Source organism: Maribacter ulvicola (assembly GCF_900155985.1).
In the GTDB taxonomy this organism is placed as follows: domain Bacteria; phylum Bacteroidota; class Bacteroidia; order Flavobacteriales; family Flavobacteriaceae; genus Maribacter; species Maribacter ulvicola.
Genome location: NZ_FTMA01000001.1, coordinates 1,913,606 through 1,935,167, shown reverse-complemented (window position 1 = coordinate 1,935,167; position 21,562 = coordinate 1,913,606). Strand labels below are relative to the sequence as shown.

Annotated in this window: 22 protein-coding genes; 8 read left to right on the top strand and 14 right to left on the bottom strand. The window is 35.4% G+C overall.

Annotated elements, in window-relative coordinates; all coding sequences use genetic code 11:
* Window positions 1-34: 34 nt before the first annotated feature.
* From BW936_RS08315 to BW936_RS08305, 3 genes are read right to left on the bottom strand one after another with little or no spacing between them, the layout of a single operon-like run.
* On the bottom strand, window positions 35-988 hold the full coding sequence (locus BW936_RS08315; RefSeq protein ID WP_076547860.1) for an AAA family ATPase: 954 nt from the start codon (window positions 986-988) through the stop codon (window positions 35-37).
* A gap of 4 nt (window positions 989-992) precedes the next feature.
* The gene (locus BW936_RS08310) at window positions 993-2,456 is read right to left on the bottom strand and encodes a peptidylprolyl isomerase (RefSeq protein ID WP_076547859.1); all 1,464 of its coding nucleotides are present in this window, start codon (window positions 2,454-2,456) and stop codon (window positions 993-995) included.
* Window positions 2,425-3,306: a peptidyl-prolyl cis-trans isomerase gene (locus tag BW936_RS08305; RefSeq protein WP_143744071.1), complete on the bottom strand. Its 882-nt coding sequence runs from the start codon at window positions 3,304-3,306 to the stop codon at window positions 2,425-2,427. The genes BW936_RS08310 and BW936_RS08305 overlap by 32 nt, the downstream gene beginning before the upstream one ends.
* Window positions 3,307-3,530: 224 nt before the next feature.
* Here BW936_RS08305 and BW936_RS08300 point away from each other — a divergent pair, with 224 nt between their 5' ends.
* From BW936_RS08300 to BW936_RS08285, 4 genes are all read left to right on the top strand, one after another.
* Window positions 3,531-3,770, top strand: coding sequence for a hypothetical protein (locus BW936_RS08300; protein ID WP_076547857.1), 240 nt, complete (start codon window positions 3,531-3,533; stop codon window positions 3,768-3,770).
* 15 nt (window positions 3,771-3,785) lie between these two features.
* Window positions 3,786-4,913 carry a serine hydrolase gene (locus tag BW936_RS08295; protein WP_076547856.1) on the top strand — a complete coding sequence of 376 codons (1,128 nt, stop codon included), beginning with the start codon at window positions 3,786-3,788 and terminating at the stop codon, window positions 4,911-4,913.
* A 23-nt stretch (window positions 4,914-4,936) separates the two neighbouring features.
* The gene (gene rluF / locus BW936_RS08290; RefSeq protein ID WP_076547855.1) at window positions 4,937-5,668 is read left to right on the top strand and encodes a 23S rRNA pseudouridine(2604) synthase RluF; all 732 of its coding nucleotides are present in this window, start codon (window positions 4,937-4,939) and stop codon (window positions 5,666-5,668) included.
* Between the two features lie 177 nt (window positions 5,669-5,845).
* Window positions 5,846-7,081, top strand: a complete 1,236-nt coding sequence (locus tag BW936_RS08285; protein WP_076547999.1) for a carboxypeptidase-like regulatory domain-containing protein — start codon at window positions 5,846-5,848, stop codon at window positions 7,079-7,081.
* 98 nt (window positions 7,082-7,179) lie between these two features.
* Here BW936_RS08285 and BW936_RS08280 read toward each other — a convergent pair whose 3' ends face one another.
* Window positions 7,180-9,390 (bottom strand): RecQ family ATP-dependent DNA helicase, encoded by a 2,211-nt coding sequence (locus tag BW936_RS08280; protein WP_208611110.1) that lies wholly within the window; start codon window positions 9,388-9,390, stop codon window positions 7,180-7,182.
* A gap of 172 nt (window positions 9,391-9,562) precedes the next feature.
* Here BW936_RS08280 and BW936_RS08275 point away from each other — a divergent pair, with 172 nt between their 5' ends.
* From BW936_RS08275 to lptB, 4 genes are read left to right on the top strand one after another with little or no spacing between them, the layout of a single operon-like run.
* Window positions 9,563-10,540: a KpsF/GutQ family sugar-phosphate isomerase gene (locus tag BW936_RS08275; RefSeq protein WP_244156181.1), complete on the top strand. Its 978-nt coding sequence runs from the start codon at window positions 9,563-9,565 to the stop codon at window positions 10,538-10,540.
* The gene (tatC, locus tag BW936_RS08270; protein ID WP_076547854.1) at window positions 10,540-11,421 is read left to right on the top strand and encodes a twin-arginine translocase subunit TatC; all 882 of its coding nucleotides are present in this window, start codon (window positions 10,540-10,542) and stop codon (window positions 11,419-11,421) included. Before BW936_RS08275 ends, tatC begins: the two co-directional genes overlap by 1 nt.
* Window positions 11,405-11,755 carry a carboxymuconolactone decarboxylase family protein gene (locus BW936_RS08265; protein WP_076547853.1) on the top strand — a complete coding sequence of 117 codons (351 nt, stop codon included), beginning with the start codon at window positions 11,405-11,407 and terminating at the stop codon, window positions 11,753-11,755. Before tatC ends, BW936_RS08265 begins: the two co-directional genes overlap by 17 nt.
* A gap of 51 nt (window positions 11,756-11,806) precedes the next feature.
* Window positions 11,807-12,547: an LPS export ABC transporter ATP-binding protein gene (lptB, locus tag BW936_RS08260; RefSeq protein WP_068486398.1), complete on the top strand. Its 741-nt coding sequence runs from the start codon at window positions 11,807-11,809 to the stop codon at window positions 12,545-12,547.
* 6 nt (window positions 12,548-12,553) lie between these two features.
* Here lptB and BW936_RS08255 read toward each other — a convergent pair whose 3' ends face one another.
* From BW936_RS08255 to BW936_RS08210, 10 genes are all read right to left on the bottom strand, one after another.
* Entirely contained in the window at window positions 12,554-12,946 is a 393-nt protein-coding gene (locus tag BW936_RS08255; protein WP_076547852.1) for a DUF4345 domain-containing protein, read from the bottom strand.
* Window positions 12,924-14,207 (bottom strand): MFS transporter, encoded by a 1,284-nt coding sequence (locus BW936_RS08250; protein WP_076547851.1) that lies wholly within the window; start codon window positions 14,205-14,207, stop codon window positions 12,924-12,926. The genes BW936_RS08255 and BW936_RS08250 overlap by 23 nt, the downstream gene beginning before the upstream one ends.
* Window positions 14,204-14,683: a GyrI-like domain-containing protein gene (locus BW936_RS08245; protein WP_076547850.1), complete on the bottom strand. Its 480-nt coding sequence runs from the start codon at window positions 14,681-14,683 to the stop codon at window positions 14,204-14,206. The genes BW936_RS08250 and BW936_RS08245 overlap by 4 nt, the downstream gene beginning before the upstream one ends.
* The gene (locus BW936_RS08240; RefSeq protein WP_076547996.1) at window positions 14,673-15,203 is read right to left on the bottom strand and encodes a GNAT family N-acetyltransferase; all 531 of its coding nucleotides are present in this window, start codon (window positions 15,201-15,203) and stop codon (window positions 14,673-14,675) included. Before BW936_RS08240 ends, BW936_RS08245 begins: the two co-directional genes overlap by 11 nt.
* A 15-nt stretch (window positions 15,204-15,218) precedes the next feature.
* Complete coding sequence (locus tag BW936_RS08235) at window positions 15,219-17,399, bottom strand: B12-binding domain-containing radical SAM protein (protein ID WP_076547849.1); 2,181 nt, start codon at window positions 17,397-17,399, stop codon at window positions 15,219-15,221.
* A gap of 59 nt (window positions 17,400-17,458) precedes the next feature.
* On the bottom strand, window positions 17,459-17,911 hold the full coding sequence (locus tag BW936_RS08230) for a hypothetical protein (protein WP_076547848.1): 453 nt from the start codon (window positions 17,909-17,911) through the stop codon (window positions 17,459-17,461).
* 99 nt (window positions 17,912-18,010) lie between these two features.
* Window positions 18,011-18,955, bottom strand: coding sequence for a tRNA dihydrouridine synthase (locus BW936_RS08225; protein WP_076547847.1), 945 nt, complete (start codon window positions 18,953-18,955; stop codon window positions 18,011-18,013).
* Window positions 18,956-18,962: 7 nt separating this feature from the next.
* Complete coding sequence (locus tag BW936_RS08220; RefSeq protein ID WP_076547846.1) at window positions 18,963-20,027, bottom strand: flavin monoamine oxidase family protein; 1,065 nt, start codon at window positions 20,025-20,027, stop codon at window positions 18,963-18,965.
* A 235-nt stretch (window positions 20,028-20,262) separates the two neighbouring features.
* On the bottom strand, window positions 20,263-20,775 hold the full coding sequence (locus BW936_RS08215; RefSeq protein ID WP_076547845.1) for a DinB family protein: 513 nt from the start codon (window positions 20,773-20,775) through the stop codon (window positions 20,263-20,265).
* A 27-nt stretch (window positions 20,776-20,802) separates the two neighbouring features.
* Window positions 20,803-21,540: a CDP-alcohol phosphatidyltransferase family protein gene (locus BW936_RS08210; RefSeq protein WP_076547844.1), complete on the bottom strand. Its 738-nt coding sequence runs from the start codon at window positions 21,538-21,540 to the stop codon at window positions 20,803-20,805.
* Window positions 21,541-21,562: the final 22 nt, after the last annotated feature.

Below are 21,562 nucleotides of genomic sequence, written 5' to 3'. Positions count from 1 at the left end.
AATTTCTTCAAAAAATGTAGAAAAGTAACAGTTCTTAAAGTAATCTATCGATAATATCTTCTTCACTGATACCTTCTGCCTCTGCTTTGTAATTTTTAATGATACGATGACGAAGTATTCCTTTAACTACGGCATGTACATCTTCAATGTCTGGAGAAAATTTACCGTGAACGGCCGCATGAGCCTTAGCTGCCAAAATAAGATTTTGAGAAGCCCTTGGTCCTGCTCCCCAATCCAAGTATTGCTTTACAAAATCTGAAGCTGAATCTAAATTAGGCCTTGTACTGTTCACCAATTTAACCGTATACTCCACCACATTATCAGCAACCGGCACTCTACGTACTAAATCTTGAATTGCTAAAATATCTTGGGCATTAAATAATGGGTTCACTACTTGTTTTCTATCCGCAGTTGTATTTTTCACTACCTGAATTTCTTCAGCGATAGACGGATATTTTAATTCTATGGCAAACATAAAACGGTCTAACTGCGCTTCTGGTAAAGGATAGGTACCCTCTTGCTCAATTGGGTTTTGTGTTGCCAGTACAAAATATGGCAAATCTAATTTATGTTGATGACCGGCAATGGTTACCGCGCGTTCTTGCATAGCCTCTAAAAGTGCAGCCTGCGTTTTTGGCGGAGTTCTATTAATTTCATCCGCCAAAATAATATTTGAAAATATGGGACCTTTAATAAACTTAAAGTTTCTGTTCTGATCCAATACCTCGCTACCAAGAATATCACTTGGCATTAAATCTGGTGTAAACTGAATTCTTTTAAAGTCAAGCCCTAAAGCTTGTGCAATGGTATTTACCATTAATGTTTTTGCCAAACCTGGCACGCCGATCAACAATGAATGACCACCTGTGTAAATAGAAAGCAAAATTTGTTCAATAACCTCATCTTGACCTACAATGATTTTGGCTATTTCCTTTTTAAGCTCCGTATGTTTTACTACTAGGCGTTCTATTGCTGCAACGTCTGACATATATTTACTCTTTTACCCAGTTGTTAGCGAACTCACAATCTTTGTTCTCATCGTTAACACTAATATAAGTATCCTTTATATGCTCATCCATCCACTTTTTAATGGCATTATACTTCTTTTCGGTAAGCGCTAATTCTTGAATCTTAGTATAATCTTTAGAGAAATCTGCCACATGCTCATCATACCTATTGGTAATCTTAAGAATTTTATATTTAGGAGCCCCACCTCTTGGATCTTGTTCCAAAACAGGATGTGTTATTTCATTATCCTTTAAATTCTGCACCTGGTTATAAAGGGTAGGATCCATCTTAGTCAACTCAAACTTAGAATCAAAGTTTACTGGATTACGTAATAATCCACCATCAAACTTCGTTTCTTTCTCATCAGAAAAATTCAAGGCCGCTTCTGCAAAAGTGAATTTTCCATCTATTATTTTTTTCCGGATACTATCCAACTCGGCTTTCGCTTCATCCATTACATTTTGGGATATTTCTGGCTGAATCAGAATATGTCTCAAATCTAACTCTTGACCTCTAATCTTTTCAATGTAGATGATATGGAAACCAAATACCGTTTCAAAAGGCTCAGAAACTTCACCTTCTCTTAAACTAAAGGCAACATCTTTAAATTTTTTATCAAAACCGGTGTCTTTTGTAATACTATAAAACCCACCTTTAGACTTAGAACCTGGATCTTGAGAATATAGAATTGCCTTTACACTGAAACTAGCATCATTATCATCAACGTCAGCCTTAATTTGATTTAACTTATCAATTACCTTTTGTTTTTCTTCTTCAGATGGTTCTGGCTCTTTGGTAATCTGTGCAATCTCTAATTCAGCACCAAATACCGGACGCTCATCTTCTGGAATCTTATTAAAGAACTGACGAACCTCTTCAGGTGTAATTTCAATCTCTTTAATGATATCTTGTTGCATACGCTCAGAAAGCATACGCAGTTTATTAATTTTATAAAGTTCTTCTCTAAAACTAGCTTCATCGGTTTTCTTATAGTACTTTAAAACCTTGTCCATAGAACCTATTTGCTGAACTAAAGACTGTAGCTGACGGTCACCGGTTGCGTTTACCTCATCATCAGAAACCAAAATACTATCTTGAACAGCTTGGTTAGCATACAAACGATCTTCCATTAACTTGCCCAAAAGACCGCAATGGGTAATATCTTCCGTAGATGCACCTTGACTCTTGAGATCTATCAACGTTTTTTCAATATCAGAGTCTAAAATTACATAGTCACCTACAACTGCAGCGATACCATCTAATTTAATTCTTTTGAAATTTATGGAAGTATCTTTTTTAACCGGGACTATTTCCGTTAAAGCAATCATAGGTGTTGTTTCATTTGCCGAACCATTTTGTTCCTCTTCCTGTGCTGTCAACACACCAGAGAACAGTAATACTGCACCTATGTAAATACTATTTTTTGTTTTCGAAAACTTCAAATTCATTATCCTTGATTGCTTCATCTAATAATTCAGTTTCTAATTTGCGTAGGTAGTCTAATTTTCTACGACTTAATAAAACTTGTTCAATTGTAGGCTTAATAAAGGTCAAAGGTGCAATATCGTTTACATCTTTCGTTTCCTCTATTTTCCCCAAATATACCCCGATTGAATCCTCCAATTCAAAAAATTGTGAATTTTTTAAGTACATATTGGCATTATCTGTTGTAATTGGGGGTATTTCTTCGAATATTCTAGAGTAACGCACCCAAATAGAATCGTTAAAATTCAATTTAGTAAACTGAACACCAATAGAATCTAAATATCTAATATCTTCTTTTTTAAATCTTTTTAAACGTTTACCAACTTCATCTTGATCTAAAAATCCTTTCGGAAGGGCAACAAACCTAATTCTTGCAATTCGCTCTTTAAGTTTAAAATTCTCTTTAGCATTCTCATAGAACGTATTCAGCTGTTCATTGGTAATAACCGAATCTATAGCCTGGGCTACTAACGCCTCTTTATAAACACTTGTATATAATTCAGTTCTATAATCATCTACCAAAGCATTGTATTCTGCCAGTTTATCTTCTGATAAATTGATTTTAGCCTTGGATAGCAACAATTGCTTTGAAGCCCAATTATTTATATAATTAATAGCGAACGAAGCACTATCCCCTTTTGTCATGTTTTCAGTTAGCAACGGAGCTAGGTCCTCTTTATACAAAAAAGACTCACCTACTCTAGCAATGACCTTCTTGTCATCTACTTTCTTAAAAAGGCCGTCACAAGAAATAAAAATCACAGAAATCATCCCTATAATCAAAATGGGATGAACCTTAGAAAGTAAAAACATTAATTTTTTAAAAAACATCGAACAAAAATAGCAATAACCAAAACGTGTGCAAATACATAATCATTTACTTAACACGTTTTTAAGGAGTACAAGATAAAACAAATAGCTAATAATCAATTAAAAATAGCAATTCGATACGCTGTATTCTCGTTTTAAACAGCCTATAAACTGCCAATTTTTAGGTAAATTTGCCAACTCATTTTACAACTTAACACCACAAATTCTTGGAGCGACAAATAAAACTAATTTGGGATTTTAGAGGCCCTGCGGCATTAAAAACAGCAGAACACCATGTTAAACACTTGAATGAATTTATAATTTCTGAAAAAACGGCGTTAAGCATTACCGGGTTTAAAGAAATAAACGACATGTACAGTATTGCATTCATGGTCGTAGAAGAAAGGGAAATGATTACCGTCAGAGACCTACTTAAACCTCACCGTGGTGAAGTTTATACACCGTAAACCAAACAGCCGAGCATGAAACTCTTACTATTTTTCTTATGTTGTACCCTATTAACCGCTTGCGTTCAAGAAAGGCAGCACTTAAATCTTCTTGAGGTTGCATTATCATCAAGTGACCCTAGAATAAAAAGGGTTATGGATAGTCTAGAAAACCATCAGGTACAAATAAAATACACACAGATCAATAGGAGAAATGACAGTATAATTTTTACCGATTATGATTTTCAGGTGAATGACAGTATGTATTTTTATCCTGCAAGCACGGTTAAATTCCCTACGGCAGTGTTAGCCTTAGAAAAGTTGAATGAAATAGACACCTTAGCGATCAACACCAGATATTATATTGAAGGCGACACAATTGAAAGTACGTTTGCAAAAGATATCTCTGAAATTTTTGTAGTTAGTGACAATTTAGCGAACAATAGATTGGTAGAGTTTTTAGGTTTTGAAGCCATTAATCAGAATTTAACGAATAAAGGAATTTCACCTGTAAGATTAAGCCATAGACTAGAATATCATTCAGATGACCTAAGAACAAAACCTTTAATTATTTATTTGAACGATTCTACCACCGGAATCACCCAATCACTTTTGAATAAAACTCCAGAACATTTACAACTTTCACAAATTGATAAAGGCATAGGGTATTATGAAGATGATGCGTTAATTGAAGCTCCATTTAATTTTAGTCAAAAGAACTATTATCCAATTTCAGCACAGCACAACCTATTAAAAAGAGTATTGTTTCCACAAAACTTTAAATTATCCCAACGTTTTAAAATCAGTGAATTGCAAAGACAACTTTTGCTACAAGCAATGCATACTACACCACAAAAAGCAGGTTACGATCCAGTTACGTATTACGATAGCTATTGTAAATTTTTCATGTTTGGCGATACTAAAAAAGACATACCAGAACACATAGAAATATATAATAAAGTAGGATATGCCTATGGTACGTTAACAGATTGTGCATATATAAAAGATACAAAAAACAATATTGATTTTCTTTTGACCGCCACAATTCTAGTAAACAAAGATGGTATATTTAATGACGACACCTTTGAGTACGATGAAATTGGAATACCATTTCTAGCACAATTAGGAAGAGAAATCTACCAGCAAGAAGCGAGTAGAAAATAAACATAAGAAACATCACGGTAACTATGCAAGACAACACCAATAAAACAAGAATAAACAAGTACCTCAGCGAAGCTGGTTATTGTTCACGCAGAGCTGCAGACAAATTAATTGACCAAGGTAGAGTAACCATAAATGGAGAAGTACCGGAAATGGGCACTAAAATATCAGCTGGCGATATCGTAAAAGTAGATGGGGAACTAATAAAGGAAAGCAAAAGAAAATCAACTTACTTGGCATTCAACAAACCCGTAGGTATTGTTTGCACTACTGATACAGCCGTTGAAAAAGATAATATTATTGATTTCATCAACTATCCTACACGAATTTTCCCTATTGGCAGATTGGACAAACCAAGCGAGGGACTCATATTCTTAACCGATGATGGTGATATTGTAAACAAGATTTTACGCGCTCGTAATAACCATGAAAAAGAATATTTGGTAACGGTAGACAAACCAGTTACAATAGATTTTTTAAATAAAATGCGCAAAGGGGTTCCTATTCTTGATCAGGTAACTAGACCGTGTAATGTTTTTGAAGTCAGCACTTATCAATTTAGAATCATTCTTACTCAAGGTCTTAACAGACAGATCCGTAGAATGTGCGAACATTTAGATTATAGAGTCAAAAAGTTGAAACGAATTAGAATTATGAATATCCAACTAGATGTACCCGTTGGTAAATGGCGTGATTTAACCGAAGAAGAATTAAAAGAAATTAAGAGATTGGTTAGCACATCATCAAAGAACATATAATTACCCTATTTTTTCTTTTGTACATCTACATGCATAACGATTTAAAAAAAATTACACACATAATTCATTATAAATCACTATCTTAATAAGAAAAGATACGCCATGTTTCAAGAGTACATTTTTTCTGCAAGACATTATAGTGTCAAATACTTGTTGGTATTTTTTCTATATATAGGAATGGGGACTGATATAGTATTGGCACAAGCTATTACTTATACCGAATACTCTGGTGAAGTTTTGGATGCCGATAGCAAAAAACCGCTCATTTTTGCTACACTTACTGTAAACAATACCAATGTTACCACCATTACTAACTCTGAAGGGCAGTTTTCTTTAAAAGTGCCAAATGAATATACGGAAAACAATTTAACCATTGCTTTTTTAGGATATAAAACCAAACAAATTGCTATTACAGAATTAGAGCAAAAAAAGAACAAAATCTTCATGACAGAATTTGTCATGGCATTATCCGAAGCCCGTATTGATGCACCTAACGATGCAGAGGCACTGGTAAAAGAAACACTGAACAAAAAAGGTGACAACTACTTAAACGAAAGCACCGTCATGACTGCTTTTTACCGGGAAACTATAAAAAAAAGAAGAACCAATGTGAGCCTTTCCGAAGCGGTAGTGAACATTTACAAAACTCCATATTCTTCTAAAAAGACCGATGCCCTTGAACTGTACAAAGCACGTAAAAGTACTGATTACACCAAGTTGGACACCGTAGCTTTAAAACTACAAGGTGGTCCGTTCAACACCTTATTTATTGATATGGTAAAATATCCTAATTACATTTTTACCGTAGAGACATTAGCCTATTACGATTTCTCTTTTGACACCTCTACACGTGTAAATGATCAATTAATTTATGTCATAGATTTTAAGCAAAAACCTGAAATCATAGATCCCTTATACCATGGTAAATTATACATAGATGCGGAGAATAAAATATTAACTAGCGCCATATATTCCCTTAACATCACAGATAAGAGATTGGCTTCTCAAATGTTTGTCAGAAAAAAACCAAAAAATGCGGAGGTATGGCCAACAGAAGTATCATACCGTGTAGACTATAGGGAAAAAGACGGCAAATGGTATTATGGGTATAGTAATGTTTTACTAGAATTTAAAATTAATTGGAAAAAACGCTTATTCAATTCTGTGTATAGTATGAATTGCGAAATGGCTATTACGGATTGGGAAAAGAACCCTGATAAAACCTACCCAAAACATAAAGATAGAATGAAGTCTTCCATTATACTAAGTGATGAAGCAATTGGTTTTGCAGATCCCTATTTTTGGGGAGAATACAATATTATAGAACCAGAAAAATCTATAGAATCTGCCATAAAAAAAATACAAAGACAATTACGAAAAAATAAAACTATTAACGGAACAGCAGCGCGTTAAAACCTTTTTTTATTAAAAATAGTGTTCAATAAAAAATCCCTTTGTTAGTCTATAGCATAGAATAGCAAAGGGATTTTTACTTTTATTATCACAATTATTTAGTTCGCAACTTCACTAATGAATTTTAGTCGGTACAATCGTAATTCTTCTTCTTCGTACTCACCATCAAATTCTGACATGGCTTCTTCTAGATCATCTGAATCAGATTCTAAAAAATACTCATGAATTTCTTCTTGTTGATCTTCATCTAAAATCTCATCGATCCAATAATTTAGATTCAATTTTGTACCACTATACACAATTTGCTCCATCTCTTTGATAAGGTCAGGAATTTCCAATCCTTTAGAAGAAGCAATATCGGACAATGGCAATTTTCTATCTACATTCTGTATCACATATAATTTCAACGCAGAATTTGCACCTGTACTTTTAACCACAAGGTCATCTGGCCTAATAATTTCGTTTTCGTCAACATAGGCAGCTATGAATACAATAAACGGCTTACCATATTTCTTAGCTTTACCTTCACCCACACCATGAACGTTTAATAGTTCTTCATGTGAAATAGGGTATTTCAACGCCATATCTTCTAATGAAGGGTCTTGAAATACTACAAAAGGCGGAACACCTAATTTCTTGGCCTGTGCTTTACGTAAATCTTTTAACTGCTTTAATAATTTCTCATCTGCAATACCTCCAGATTTGGCAGCACCAACAATAGCATTATCATTTTCTGCATTATACACATGATCTTTGGTCATCATAAATGATGAAGGGTTCGCTAAAAATTCCTTCCCAATATCCGTTACATGTAGTACTCCGTATTGTTCTATTTCCTTTCTTAGAAGCCCCGCAACCAATGTCTGTCGAATAAGGGCCATCCAATAGCTTTTATCTTTATCAGAACCTATTCCAAAGAATTCCTTTTCATTGGTTTTATGTGAGGAAATAATAGCATTGGTTTTGCCTCGTAAAGCATTTACAATCTCTTTAGATTTAAACTTTTCACTAGTGCCCTTTACAACGGTAAGCAGTCTTTCAACATTGTCTTTAGCTTCTTCTTTCTCTTTAGGGTTTCGGGTATTATCATCCATAACGGCACCTTCTCCGTTGATATCATCAAATTCTTCACCGAAATAATGAAGCATAAATTTACGTCTAGACATTGATGTCTCTGCATATGCTACTACCTCCTGCAATAAAGCATTGCCAATTTCTTGCTCAGCTACCGGTTTACCTGACATGAACTTTTCTAGTTTCTCAATGTCTTTATAGGAGTAATAAGCCAAACAATGACCTTCACCTCCATCTCTACCGGCTCTACCTGTTTCTTGGTAATAACTTTCAATACTTTTTGGAATATCGTGGTGAATTACAAAACGTACATCTGGCTTGTCTATTCCCATACCAAAGGCAATGGTTGCCACCACAACATCTACATCTTCCATCAAGAACATATCTTGATATTTAGATCTAGTTTTAGCATCGAACCCTGCGTGATAAGGCACGGCACTTACTCCATTAACTTGTAATACTTGTGCTAATTCCTCTACCTTTTTACGACTTAAACAATATATAATTCCTGATTTTCCAGAATTCTGTTTCACGAAACGGATAATATCCGCTTCAATATTTTCTGTTTTGGTACGTACTTCATAGAATAGGTTTGGTCGGTTAAAAGAAGCTTTAAAAAGCTTTGCACCACCAATTCCCAAATTCTTAATAATATCTTCTTGAACCTTTGGGGTCGCCGTAGCGGTAAGCCCTATTATGGGAATATTATCTCCCAAACGCTCCACAATAGATTTAAGGTTTCTATACTCAGGTCTAAAATCATGGCCCCATTCTGAAATACAATGCGCTTCATCTACTGCTACAAAAGAAACCGTAACCGAACGCAAGAATTCAACATTTTCTTCTTTGGTCAATGATTCTGGCGCCACATACAACAACTTGGTAACACCATTGGTTATATCTTGTTTTACCTGTTTTATTTCTCCTTTGTTCAATGAACTATTTAGCACATGGGCTATTCCAATTTCAGAAGACACCCCACGAATGGCATCTACCTGATTCTTCATTAAAGCAATCAACGGGGAAACAATAATAGCCGTTCCCTCTTGCATTAGGGCCGGAAGCTGGTAGCACATAGATTTACCACCACCCGTTGGCATAATTACAAACGTATTATTCTTATTTAAAACATTTTTAATTACATCTTCTTGAAGTCCTTTGAACTTAGAAAAACCAAAATATTTTTTTAATGAGGAACGTAAATCTATATTATCAAATTCTTTACTGTCTGTCACATGTTACATTTAAGGGGACACTACTTACTTTAAAATTTATTAGTGAACAAAATTATGAAATACCTAGCTGGGTATTTCTAATTTATCATGCGATAATCAGCATTTAAAATTAAGTTTGTTTAATTTTGTCAACTTAAAGATAATACATTCTTTTAGGAATACAATCCATAATTTGAATAATAGATTGATTGCAACGGACACCATTATTGGCTTAGCGAAAAAAACCATTGAAATTGAGCGTGACGCTATTGCACAACTTTCCTCTCTTTTGACCGATGATTTTGCTAGTATCGTAAACTGCATTATCCAAGCAAGAGGAAGGGTAATAATTTCAGGTATTGGCAAGAGCGCTATCATTGCTACCAAAATTGTTGCTACTCTGAATTCTACGGGAACTCCCGCCATCTTCATGCACGCTGGCGATGCCATACACGGAGACCTGGGAACCGTACAAGATAATGATGTGGTCATCTGCATTTCTAACAGTGGAAATACACCAGAAATCAAGATGCTGGTCCCACTCATAAAAAGAGGTACAAATAAGCTAATTGCCATGACCGGGAACACGGATTCTTTTTTGGCAAAACAAGCAGATTTTATTTTAAACACTCATGTAGACAAGGAAGCTTGCCCTAATGGTCTGGCTCCAACAACGAGTACCACAGCACAATTAGTCATGGGCGATGCACTTGCCGTTGTTCTTTTAGAAATAAAAGGTTTCAGCAGTGCTGATTTTGCAAAATACCACCCAGGCGGTTCACTAGGCAAGAGATTATATCTAAGAGTTGCTGATTTGGTAAGCAAAAATCAAGTTCCTCAAGTGCAAAAAGATGAAGAGGTCAAAAAGGTAATAGTAGAAATTTCCAAAAAAATGTTGGGAGTCACCGCTGTTCTTGATGGTAAAAAAGTTGTAGGTATCGTAACCGATGGCGATATTAGACGTATGTTAAACAAACATGACAATATCAAAGGGTTGACCGCTCAAGATATTATGACCACAAACCCAAAAACGATTCCTGCAAACACCTTAGCTATTAAAGCTTTAGAGCATATGCAAAAAAAAGGAATATCACAATTGCTAGCCATGCATGAAGATTCTTATGTTGGCGTTATCCATTTACATAATTTAATAAACGAAGGTATTTTATAATGAGTTCCAAAACTACCACGCCACCGAACGAAATGTCTTTTCTTGATCATTTAGAAGAATTAAGATGGCATTTAATAAGATCTGTATTGGCAGTTGTCATCATAGGAAGTGTTGCTTTTTTAATGAAAGGTTTCATTTTTGACACCGTTATTTTCGGTCCTAAAAACATGAATTTCCCAACATATCGCTTCTTTTGCGATATTGCTACTTGGCTAAATAAAGTGCAATCGTTTACGGTAATAAACTCTTCTTTCTGCGGAGACGAATTTCCTTTTACGATCCAAAGTAGAGAAATGGGCGGGCAATTTTCAGCCCATATCTGGACTTCTATCTGGGCAGGTGTCATTATTGGGTTTCCGTATATTTTATATGAAATGTGGAAGTTTATTAGTCCGGGGTTACATGCCAATGAACGCAAAAACTCTCGCGGATTTATACTGATCGCCTCCATGTTATTTTTCATAGGAGTGTTATTTGGTTACTACATTGTAGCACCACTTTCTATTAACTTCTTAGGATCCTACGTTGTAAGTGATTCTGTTTTAAACGAGTTCGATCTAGACTCTTACATAGGCACGTTAAAAATATCCGTACTCGCCTGTGGTATATTATTCGAGTTGCCGATCATCATTTTCTTTTTGACCAAAGTAGGTTTGGTTACTCCTGAATTGATGAAGAAATATCGAAAGATTGCCCTGGTCGTTGTTCTAATACTTTCTGCGGTAATTACACCTCCAGATGTTACAAGTCAGATTATAGTTGCCATACCGGTAATTGTACTTTATCAAATAAGTATTTTTATTTCTAAGATGGTATTGAGAAAAGAAAGAAAAAAAGCTGAAAAAGAAAAAAAAGCAAATAAAAATGTCAAATCAAATTGAAGAATTTAATGCGTATCGTTCTAAAATGAACGATAAGTTGTTGGCTGATAATAATAAAATTGTAAAGCGCATATTTAATTTAGACACTAATGCATTTGCTGCCGGTGCTTTAGATGTAAAAACAAAAGAGTTATTAGGTCTTGTAGCGTCTACAGTTTTACGTTGCGATGATTGTGTAAAATATCATTTAGAAAGCTCTTTTAACGAAGGCGTTTCTAAAGAAGAGGTCATGGAAACTTTAAGTATTGCTACTTTAGTTGGTGGTACCATAGTTATACCACATTTAAGAAAAGCGTATGAATATTGGGAAGAATTAGAAAACCAACAAGGTTAAAAAATCGCCAATTACTTTTCTAACAGACCAATAACCAATAGATTTGAAAATATGAAGTTACGTGCCGACAATATAATGAAGTCCTACAGAGGTCGTAGGGTGGTTAAAGGAATTTCACTTGAAGTAAACCAAGGTGAAATTGTAGGATTACTAGGTCCTAACGGTGCCGGTAAAACCACATCCTTTTATATGATTGTTGGACTTATAAAACCAAACGGAGGCAGCATCTATTTAGATGACATGGAGATAACAAAATTCCCCATGTACAAAAGAGCCCAAAATGGTATTGGGTACTTGGCACAAGAAGCATCCGTCTTTAGAAAGCTAAGTATTGAAAAGAATATTCTAAGTGTACTTCAACTGACCAAATTGAGCAAAAAAGAGCAACACATGAAAATGGAGTCGCTTATAGAAGAGTTTGGTTTAGGTCATATTCGCAAAAGCCGTGGCGATTTATTATCCGGTGGTGAGCGAAGAAGAACCGAGATTGCACGTGCTTTGGCTACCGATCCAAAATTTATTCTGCTAGATGAGCCTTTTGCGGGGGTTGATCCGGTTGCTGTAGAGGACATACAGCGTATTGTAGCACAGTTAAAGAACAAGAACATTGGTATACTTATTACTGACCACAACGTTCAAGAAACGCTTGCTATTACAGAACGTTCTTACTTAATGTTTGAAGGAGGAATTTTAAAATCTGGTATTCCAGAAGATTTGGCCGCCGATGAAATGGTACGTAAGGTTTATCTAGGTCAAAACTTCGAACTTCGCAAGAAGAAGTTAGATTTTTAAGAAGCACTATACCTGCTCTATTTTCGTATATTTTTTAAGATTAAATAATCCCCAACCAAAGAACAATAGTTCTAGAATTAATGCGGGCGTAAATAATGGCGAAACTCCATCGAACTGTGTACTTACTATTCTACCAAAAGAAATTCCGCCCATAAAAAGCACATTACATAAGGTTGCTCCATACCAAAGTTTCGTTTTAAAAGAGCCTAGAATCCAGAATAGCCCTACGCCCATATAAATACCCATTACTGCACGCAGCATATTTTTCAATTCTAAATCCTCTACTTCAAAACCCAAGAGTTCGGGCATAATATACGTTGGGTGACCACCATAGATTACACCAGCTATGATGACCACAACACCAGATAATAATAAATTAAGATTTTTGGGTCTTGTCATTAAATGGTTTGCCATAAAGTTGAAAATATCTAAACGCGGCTATTCCACCAATAAAAGAAAATGCGGCTAACATCCAAAAAACATGTTGATGCCCTTTTAAGCCGGGTGATGCATCTAATAAATACCCCATTGCCGGACCAGCAAAAATATCTGGAGTATAGCCTATCAATGAAATTAACCCCACAGCAGTGCCGGTAAGCACCAACGGAATTTTACCACTTTGCATCACCGCAAAGTATAATGAACGAATGGCATATACCCCTAGTGCTACAATCATGATAGAAAATAAGAACATAAAATAAGTAACATCGGCAACCAATCCAGAAGCAAAGATTAACGAGCCTATTAAAGCAACTACAAAGCCTAACAATAAAAACAGACTTGGTCTAGAGCGATCTGCAATGACCCCTATAAAAATACCCACAATAGGTCTTGCGAATAATAAAAACGTACCTACTTCTGCAGATTCTACCTCATTGTACAACATAACATCTTGTGCATAAAGCGAAAAAACATCGGTGATTTTATATCCTACATACGCACATAAAATAATAATCATTAATAATAAGACCGAAGGCAAGCGCAGCACTTCTTTAATTTGCGAAACGGTGATTCTTTCTATGACAATATCGTTTTCAAGACTTACAGGCAATCGCATAAAAAACCAAACCAGAACACCTACAATCGATACTATTGCTGAAGATGTCAATATCACATACCTAAAAGCAAACCTACTATCTTCTAAAGTGGCAACTTCTAAATCTGCCGACATAAAATGAGAAAAAACAAGCACCCCCAAAGTACCAAATAGCGCACCTACCAATCCCCTACCACCATCTAAAAATCCGAAGGCCTTTCCCTGAGAGCTTTGACCGCCCCAAACTCGTGTAGCTTTAATCATAGGTGACCAAAATAGAAAAATAGTAGTGAATCCCCAGAAACCATAGAGCACCTGCAAGATGAAATAATCGGGAAATGTAGCAAAAACCAATCCTCCCAAGGCAGTCATCCACAGCGCTATGGCTATTAATTTTCTTGGCTGATATTTATCGGCTAAAGGTCCGCCCAGCAAATACGACACCAAGGCTACAAATCCGTATACAGAAAAGCACAACCCTAATGAAACATTATCAAGCTCTAAAACCTTTAAAACGGTAGGTCTAAAAACGCGCTGCAATACAAAAGGCAAAATAAAGACACTTTCCCCTGCCAGAATCAGCAATAACAAATAATACCAAGGTGCTTTTTCGGGGTTTTTCATTTCGCTTTTATCGGAATCCAAACTTCTTCTTCTGAGTTAGGATCGTTGGTTTTGTATTTGGTTCCCAGCACTTCAAAATGCGGGCGGTCATCTAAATTATAATCAGAATTGGGTATCCATTCCCCATAAATATATTGAAAAAAAGCGGGGGCACTTTCTACAGTACCTTTATAATTGAAAACAGCATAAAATCCGCCTTCTAGAATTACACGCTGAAAATCTGTAGAAATATTTTCATTATCATCTACTTCTACACAAGCCCACTTTACAAATCTTTTAGCGGGAGAAAAGGTTTCAAAATAACCTTTAGGATAAATTTGTAATGAGATAAAATCTTGAGACGACTTATTTAAAATATCCTTACTACGTTGTCTAAAATTTTTCCAAAGTTCAAAAGTCTTATTATCCACTAGGCTCATTTCTTGATTGAGCCCTAATAGTTGTTTCGATTTTAATTCAACGATTCTAGGATTCATTATGCTCTTTTTTTAAATCAATTTCAAATAAACAAACAGGTCCTTCTTTATAGTGAGATGGAAGTTCATCAACATCTGATAGATTAAACATGCCTAAAAAATTAAACCCACAAGCACAGTAATGCTTAATTAAGCGGTCGTTATTTCCAATGGTATCTAAACGTATAAATTGTTTAGCATACACTACTGCATAATCTTTTGCCCAATCTACAATTGAAGCAACAAAATTATGACCACGAAAACCTGGGTTTGTGGCTATGCGATGAATATAAATGGCTGGGTCTTCATTTCTTTTCATCCAAATTTGAGCATCAGAAAAAGTGATGGCCCAGATACAAGCAATCTGATTATCAATGACCAATTTAAACTGTCTTTGTTCAACTATTTCAGCAGAAACCATATTCCTATCAAATTCAGGCCAGACTACTACAGATTTTTTACTTTTCTGATAAGCTGAGGCAATATCATATAAATTGAAAACATCTTCTATTTCCTCTACACTAATATTTTCTACTTTCATTTTCATATGCTTAAATTATAAAACCAGCAGTCCGTGGTTACGCAAACCAGTTATTTGCTTCGAATACCAAAACAGCTCAAAATCTTCTAAGCGTGTTTCATAATTCTTTTTCAACTGACCGTAACTTAAAGGCTTATTTTCAGGCTTTAATTGCTCTAACATAGATAGCAACCATTCTCCATTATCTTTATCCACGGTTATTTCATACACATCAGAATTGGTATGAAAACGGAATTCTAATTGCTGCCAGGTCATTCCTTTTTTCTTCTTTACCCTTTCGGCAGTAATAGGCATAGAACCTATCCAGGCAATTTTTGCGGTTGATTTTGTACTTAATACCTGCTCTTGTTGTAAGCAATTATAAATGTAATCTGCGGATATGTTTGATGGCGGAATTTTAAAGTCGAACCACTCTTGCAAGCTCATATCAAAACCGATACCATGCATAAAGTTGAAGAGCGATTTCTTTAACCCGAAACTGAACTTACTATGATCTACTCCTGTTCTATCCTTAAAATCAATATCATTGTTGGCAAAAGTGATGTTTTTTAAATCTGGCATAACTCCGTATTCCTCTGGATGTAATCCAACGGGACTATGAGCTGTTAATGCAAACTGATGCCAAAAACCAGATTGAATAATACCCAATTCAAACAACTGACGCACCATTTCTAAACTATCAACTGTTTCTTGAACAGTCTGTGTTGGGTAGCCGTACATTAAATAGGAATGCACCATAATGTTGGCTTCGGTAAAATTGCGTGTTACTTGAGCTACTTGTTCTACCGTTACACCTTTATCAATAAGTTTTAACAATCGGTCAGATGCTACTTCCAATCCTCCAGAAACCGCGATACAACCCGATGCTTTCAATAAAAAACATAAATCTTGGGTAAAGTTTTTCTCAAATCTGATATTCGTCCACCAGGTAATGGTCAGGTTTCTTTTTAATACTTCTAGCGCAAAAGCTTTCATCAATGATGGCGGTGCGGCTTCATCCACAAAATGGAAACCTGATTCCCCTGTTTGCTCCATTAAGGTTTCTACGCGATCAACCAAAAGACTAGCGGCTACAGGTTCATATATTTTTATATAATCTAATGAGATATCACAAAATGTACATTTCCCCCAATAGCAACCATGAGCCATGGTCAATTTATTCCAACGGCCGTCACTCCATAAACTGTGCATGGGATTGGCAATTTCAATAACCGAAATATAGTTGGTTAATTGCAGGTCAGCATAATCTGGCGTACCCACATCTTGTTGTTTGTAATCTTGCCTTAAACTATCGTTTTTATAAACAACTTTGCCATCCTCTAAAATAAAAGCACGTTTTAACTCCCCTTCTCCATTGACCACATATTCATGTACCAATTCTAAAGGAAGCTCACCATCGTCTAACGTAATAAAATCAAAGAACTCAAATACACGAACATCGGTTAGGCTGCGCAATTCTGTATTTGGAAATCCGCCACCCATGGCAATTTTTACATCAGGATAATTTGCTTTTATAAATTGCGAACAACGAAAAGCACTATATAAATTACCCGGAAAAGGAACCGAAAAGCACACCAATTTAGGTTCCTCTTCTTCCAATTGTTCTTTTAAAATGGCTAATGTTAATTCATCAATAAAAGTAGGTTTTTCTTTAAGATGATTATAAAGCTCATCGAATGAATTAGCACTGCGTCCCAATCGTTCAGCATACCTACTGAATCCAAAATTTGGGTCTATACATTCTACTATAAAATCCGATAAATCTTCAAGGTACAAGGTCGCCAAATGTTTGGCTTTATCTTGCATACCCATAGTACCAAAAGCCCATTCCAAATCATCTAACTGCTGAAAACGAGAAGCTTGTGGTAAAAAATTATCAGTACATAACTGCCTTGCCAAGGTGTCATTTTTTCCTTGTAAAAAAAGAATGACAGCATCTAGTGTTTTCAAATAATCCTTACGAAGGGCATAAATTCTTTGGCAATTTTCAGTCACTATGGCATCCGACGAAAAAGCCATATCAAAAAGTTGCTGAAATGTATTTTTATTGAAAAGTTCTAGAATCACCTCAATTCCTAAATCGGACTGAAAAGAAGAAATATCCTTTGTATTCAAAAAACCTTTAATGTAAGCCGTTGCCGGATACGGAGTGTTTAATTGAGTAAAGGGAGGAGTTATTAAAAGAAGGTCTTTCACAAAGTTATTTTAAAACTATGCTGCAAAGATAATGGTTACCTCATTCATTATTCAATATCTCATGTACCGCTTGTTGCTATGCTGTTTAATTTTTTGCTACTTTTTGCAAACTTCTGGATAGTACGGTAATTTTCTGCACGATCTGACAAAAACGAAAAGAACTTTTTTTCAATGCTTATTATAATAGCATCTGGTGTTTTATTTATGGTAAGAATAGAATCCGAAAATTTTCGTTCAAACTGAACCTTTAATGTATTCTCTGTACTCTCAATGATTTCTAAATCCAATAATGGGTTTTTAATCATTTCGTAAAATTGGTCCCAGTTTTCTTTACTGTACTCTAATTCCAACGTATGTTTAGATTCTAAAAAATCTTCGTAAGAAATCTCATTAAACTTTTCATAGTCAAAAAGGTGCCAAAAAGTAACACCAAATGCTCCCACAAATCCTACAACCACTAAAAAAATCCAATCATCGAAATTAAATTGAGTACTTAATATTCCAAAAGCCAAGCAAAACGGAAAAACATAAGCATTTTTAATAAAAACTTGGTGGATTTGTTTCGCATAACAGAGCACTAATTAAATGATTTACACCAATATAAAGAAAAATTATTCATTATTCAATATCTCGCGCACCGCCTGCTGATATGCTCTTGGATTATTAGCTTTCTTTATTTTTTTGAATGATTTATGCGGATTAGAAGTTGAAAGCGCAAAGTATTCCCAAAAACCACGCATTTTCATTTTTATAGGTGTTGGCCCTGATAATGCTTCATCATATTGTTGATAGATGGTGTCATGAAATTCTGAAAATATCTTCCAGCGGTCTTTTGGGTACTCGGTCGTATTGTTTTTAATCATACTTGGCAGAAATGGGTCTGCAATTAAGCCTCTTCCCATCATAAAGTTTTCAATTGTTGGGAAGCGCTCTTTCATTTCCTGAAACTTCGCTACTGTAGTAATATCACCGTTATAATATAATATATGTTTAGTACTATCAACACACTTCTGAAAAGCATCAAGGTCTACTCCGCCCTTATACAACTGCTTTCCAATACGGGCGTGAATAGCAATATTCTTTAACGGATATTTATCTAGAATAGGGAAAACATCTAATATCTCTTCTGCATTTTCATATCCCATTCTCATTTTCATGGAAACCACCACATCAGTTTCTTCGTGCGTTCGTTTTAAAATATGGTCTATTTTCTCGGGATTACAAATGAGTCCGCTACCCATACCTTGTTTAGTCACCATGGGGTAAGGGCAACCTAAATTCCAATTCAGCTCTTTATAGCCTAAACTCTGAATATATTTTACCACAAACAGGAATTCATCGGCATCGCCAGTCATTACCTGTGGTATTACTTCTAAGGTGGTGTTGTTCTCAGGTTGTAAATCTTTCTGATAAGAATTCTTAATCACCATTTTACCGTTTAAACGAATGTATGGCGCATAGAAGGTATCGATACCTCCAAAATATTTATGGAATGCATTGCGGAATCTAAAATCGGTAAAACCCTGTAATGGGGATGATAATAAGGTAACTGACATGTATATATTACTGCGTTAGGTGCAAACCTTTCAGTTTTGCAACAACAGATTCTACTGCAAAAATAGCGCCTTCCATGTAACCAGAGTGATGTTTTGAGGTTTCTGCACCAGAAATAAACAGTTTATTATCAAATAATGGTTCTTGATATAATGCATGACCGCCATTTTGATGCGGAAATAAGTTATCTGCTTGTCTATCAGATTTGGTGAATTCTTCTTGACACCAAGCCGTTTCATGATACGATTCATATTGCAAAGCCTCTTCCCCGAAAACCATTTTCAATTGCGCTTCAATCTTCTCTATGCGTTGTTCTTTGGTAAAACGCGCACAGCTACCAGAAGCAAAACCGACCAAGGCATATGACTCATTTTCTAAATTAGATTGATCGTAGAATTCGGTCAAAGGTCCCACATTACTAAATATCGTACCCGACTTACCTTGCGCTCTCCAAAATGGCTTTTTATACGTTAGGGCAACTTTTATGGAGTCTTGCATCCAAGTATGGGTCTGTTCTGCCAATGCAATCCAATCATTTGGTAACTCTGGCGTAAATGTTATTTGATCTATTAACGTTGCAGGGGGCAATGTAGTGATCACTATATCTGCATTTAATGTGCGAGAATTGGTTTTCACTTCAACTTCATTGTCAATCACATTTATTTCATTGACCTCTTTATTTAAAAAGATAGTATTTGGCATCAGTTTAATAGCTATTGAATGGAGTAAATCAATAGTTCCGTTTTTAAATCGGTAACTAGGGCTGTCATTTGGAACAGCTATTTCTTGGGGTGGCACATTTGAAAATGTTTGAAAATAAGAGATACCTGTCATAAATTGTTCGAAGTACGGAACTTTAAATTCCTCAATAACATCAGCTAAATGGTAATGAGCTTGGTTAAACCAAGTAGCACCCATTTCAACTTTAGCGTTCCCCGAATGCAAGGTGTGTATTCTACCACCTATTCTATCCCTTGCCTCTAATACTTTGACTTCAAAACCAAGTTCTTGCAAACGATACGCGGCTAATAACCCCGTTAATCCTGCGCCGATAATAACTACCGATGTATTCATGATATAAAGTTATTCTTATTAAAAATGTATTATAAAATAACCATTGCCAACTTTATTGAATTTTTAAATCTACTGTCCGTTCGGGTGATTTTGTTCCCTTTTCAGGAGTAAAAATCGTATCGAGAACCTTTTATTCAAATAGGTTCTCGATACACTTAATTTTTCAATGAAAATATTGTAAAATAAAGCACTCGAACTAACGCTTTTACTTTTACACTCATTCCGAAAAACAACGTTAAAGCTTTGATTGCAGTACGCTCACTGTAACCAATAACTGACCAATATGCCTCTGGCTATGCTCCGCTGCGTGAAATAAGAGACCGATTACGGTAGTTGGTAATTTCTTTCTACCCACCGTTCTTTTTTCGGTAAGTGAAGATTCTGGTAACGTTTTAAAATATGCTAAAGCTTCCGCTACTTTAGTTGAAAACTGCTCTTGTAAATCAGCTACTTCAGTAGTTAAATTAAAAGAACCTTCTGTTTTCAGAAACTGGAATTGCTCCTCTGATAGCGATTCATCTTTGGAATAGGTCAACATTCTGTCTAAAACGCCTGTAATATGATTCATATGAAAACCAACAGAAGCCCTACCAGCGGCTTTAGCCCAAAGTAATTCTTTTGGGAAATCTGTAGTATACTTTTTAAGTTCTCTTTCAGACTGTAATAAGGCATGTGCTGCTGGCTGCAACAAATCTGGAACGCCCTGAACAGGTCCACTTAACCAAAATTCATATTCTTCATTTTCCATAATCTATCTTCCTGAATAATTCTATTCTTAAAGTCTCTCTTGTATAACGGAACTTACCACATAAAAAAGAATAATTAAAGGAATTGCCATAAATTTCATGGTAACGATAAGTACAAGGCTTATAATCAAAAAGATATAACGCATAGCATTATCCTTAAAGCTTGTATTCTTGAATTTCAATGCGAACAATGGTAAGTTGGCATTTAGCAAATAAGCACTTACCAATGTTAGGATAACCAAGAACCATTGGTTCAATATAATTCCGTTTAAGAATTCATTATTTTGATACATTAAAATAAGCGGCAACGAAAGTATCAATAAAGCATTAGCAGGAGTTGGCAAACCAATAAAAGAAGAAGTCTGATTTTCATCGATGTTGAATTTCGCCAATCTATATCCAGAAGCCATGGTAACTACAAATCCAAAAAATGGCAATAGGTGGACCAACTTCAATTCTTCAGAACTTAGAAAAAAATGAGACCCATCTCCCCATCCGCTTGTTTGCGACATTGCCAATAATTGGAACATTACAATCCCTGGCACTAAACCGCTAGTAATCATATCCGCCAGAGAGTCTAACTGCAAACCTAATTCGCTTTTCACATCAAGAACACGCGCTGCCAATCCGTCGAAAAAATCAAAGAATATACCTAAAGCCACAAAAATAGCGGCAATCTCCAATTTGTTCAGTACAGCAAAAACTGTTGCCACACATCCACAAAAAACGTTTAATAGGGTAATAAAATTAGGTATATGTTTTTTCATAATAACTTAAATAATATCAAAA

Coding starts and splice junctions, on each gene's coding strand:
- BW936_RS08315 (WP_076547860.1), bottom strand. CDS start 988: ATGTCAGACGTTGCAGCAATAGAACGCCTAGTAGTAAAACATACGGAG.
- BW936_RS08310 (WP_076547859.1), bottom strand. CDS start 2,456: ATGAATTTGAAGTTTTCGAAAACAAAAAATAGTATTTACATAGGTGCA.
- BW936_RS08305 (WP_143744071.1), bottom strand. CDS start 3,306: ATGTTTTTACTTTCTAAGGTTCATCCCATTTTGATTATAGGGATGATT.
- BW936_RS08295 (WP_076547856.1), top strand. CDS start 3,786: ATGAAACTCTTACTATTTTTCTTATGTTGTACCCTATTAACCGCTTGC.
- rluF (WP_076547855.1), top strand. CDS start 4,937: ATGCAAGACAACACCAATAAAACAAGAATAAACAAGTACCTCAGCGAA.
- BW936_RS08285 (WP_076547999.1), top strand. CDS start 5,846: ATGGGGACTGATATAGTATTGGCACAAGCTATTACTTATACCGAATAC.
- tatC (WP_076547854.1), top strand. CDS start 10,540: ATGAGTTCCAAAACTACCACGCCACCGAACGAAATGTCTTTTCTTGAT.
- BW936_RS08265 (WP_076547853.1), top strand. CDS start 11,405: ATGTCAAATCAAATTGAAGAATTTAATGCGTATCGTTCTAAAATGAAC.
- lptB (WP_068486398.1), top strand. CDS start 11,807: ATGAAGTTACGTGCCGACAATATAATGAAGTCCTACAGAGGTCGTAGG.
- BW936_RS08255 (WP_076547852.1), bottom strand. CDS start 12,946: ATGACAAGACCCAAAAATCTTAATTTATTATTATCTGGTGTTGTGGTC.
- BW936_RS08250 (WP_076547851.1), bottom strand. CDS start 14,207: ATGAAAAACCCCGAAAAAGCACCTTGGTATTATTTGTTATTGCTGATT.
- BW936_RS08245 (WP_076547850.1), bottom strand. CDS start 14,683: ATGAATCCTAGAATCGTTGAATTAAAATCGAAACAACTATTAGGGCTC.
- BW936_RS08240 (WP_076547996.1), bottom strand. CDS start 15,203: ATGAAAGTAGAAAATATTAGTGTAGAGGAAATAGAAGATGTTTTCAAT.
- BW936_RS08225 (WP_076547847.1), bottom strand. CDS start 18,955: ATGTCAGTTACCTTATTATCATCCCCATTACAGGGTTTTACCGATTTT.
- BW936_RS08220 (WP_076547846.1), bottom strand. CDS start 20,027: ATGAATACATCGGTAGTTATTATCGGCGCAGGATTAACGGGGTTATTA.
- BW936_RS08215 (WP_076547845.1), bottom strand. CDS start 20,775: ATGGAAAATGAAGAATATGAATTTTGGTTAAGTGGACCTGTTCAGGGC.
- BW936_RS08210 (WP_076547844.1), bottom strand. CDS start 21,540: ATGAAAAAACATATACCTAATTTTATTACCCTATTAAACGTTTTTTGT.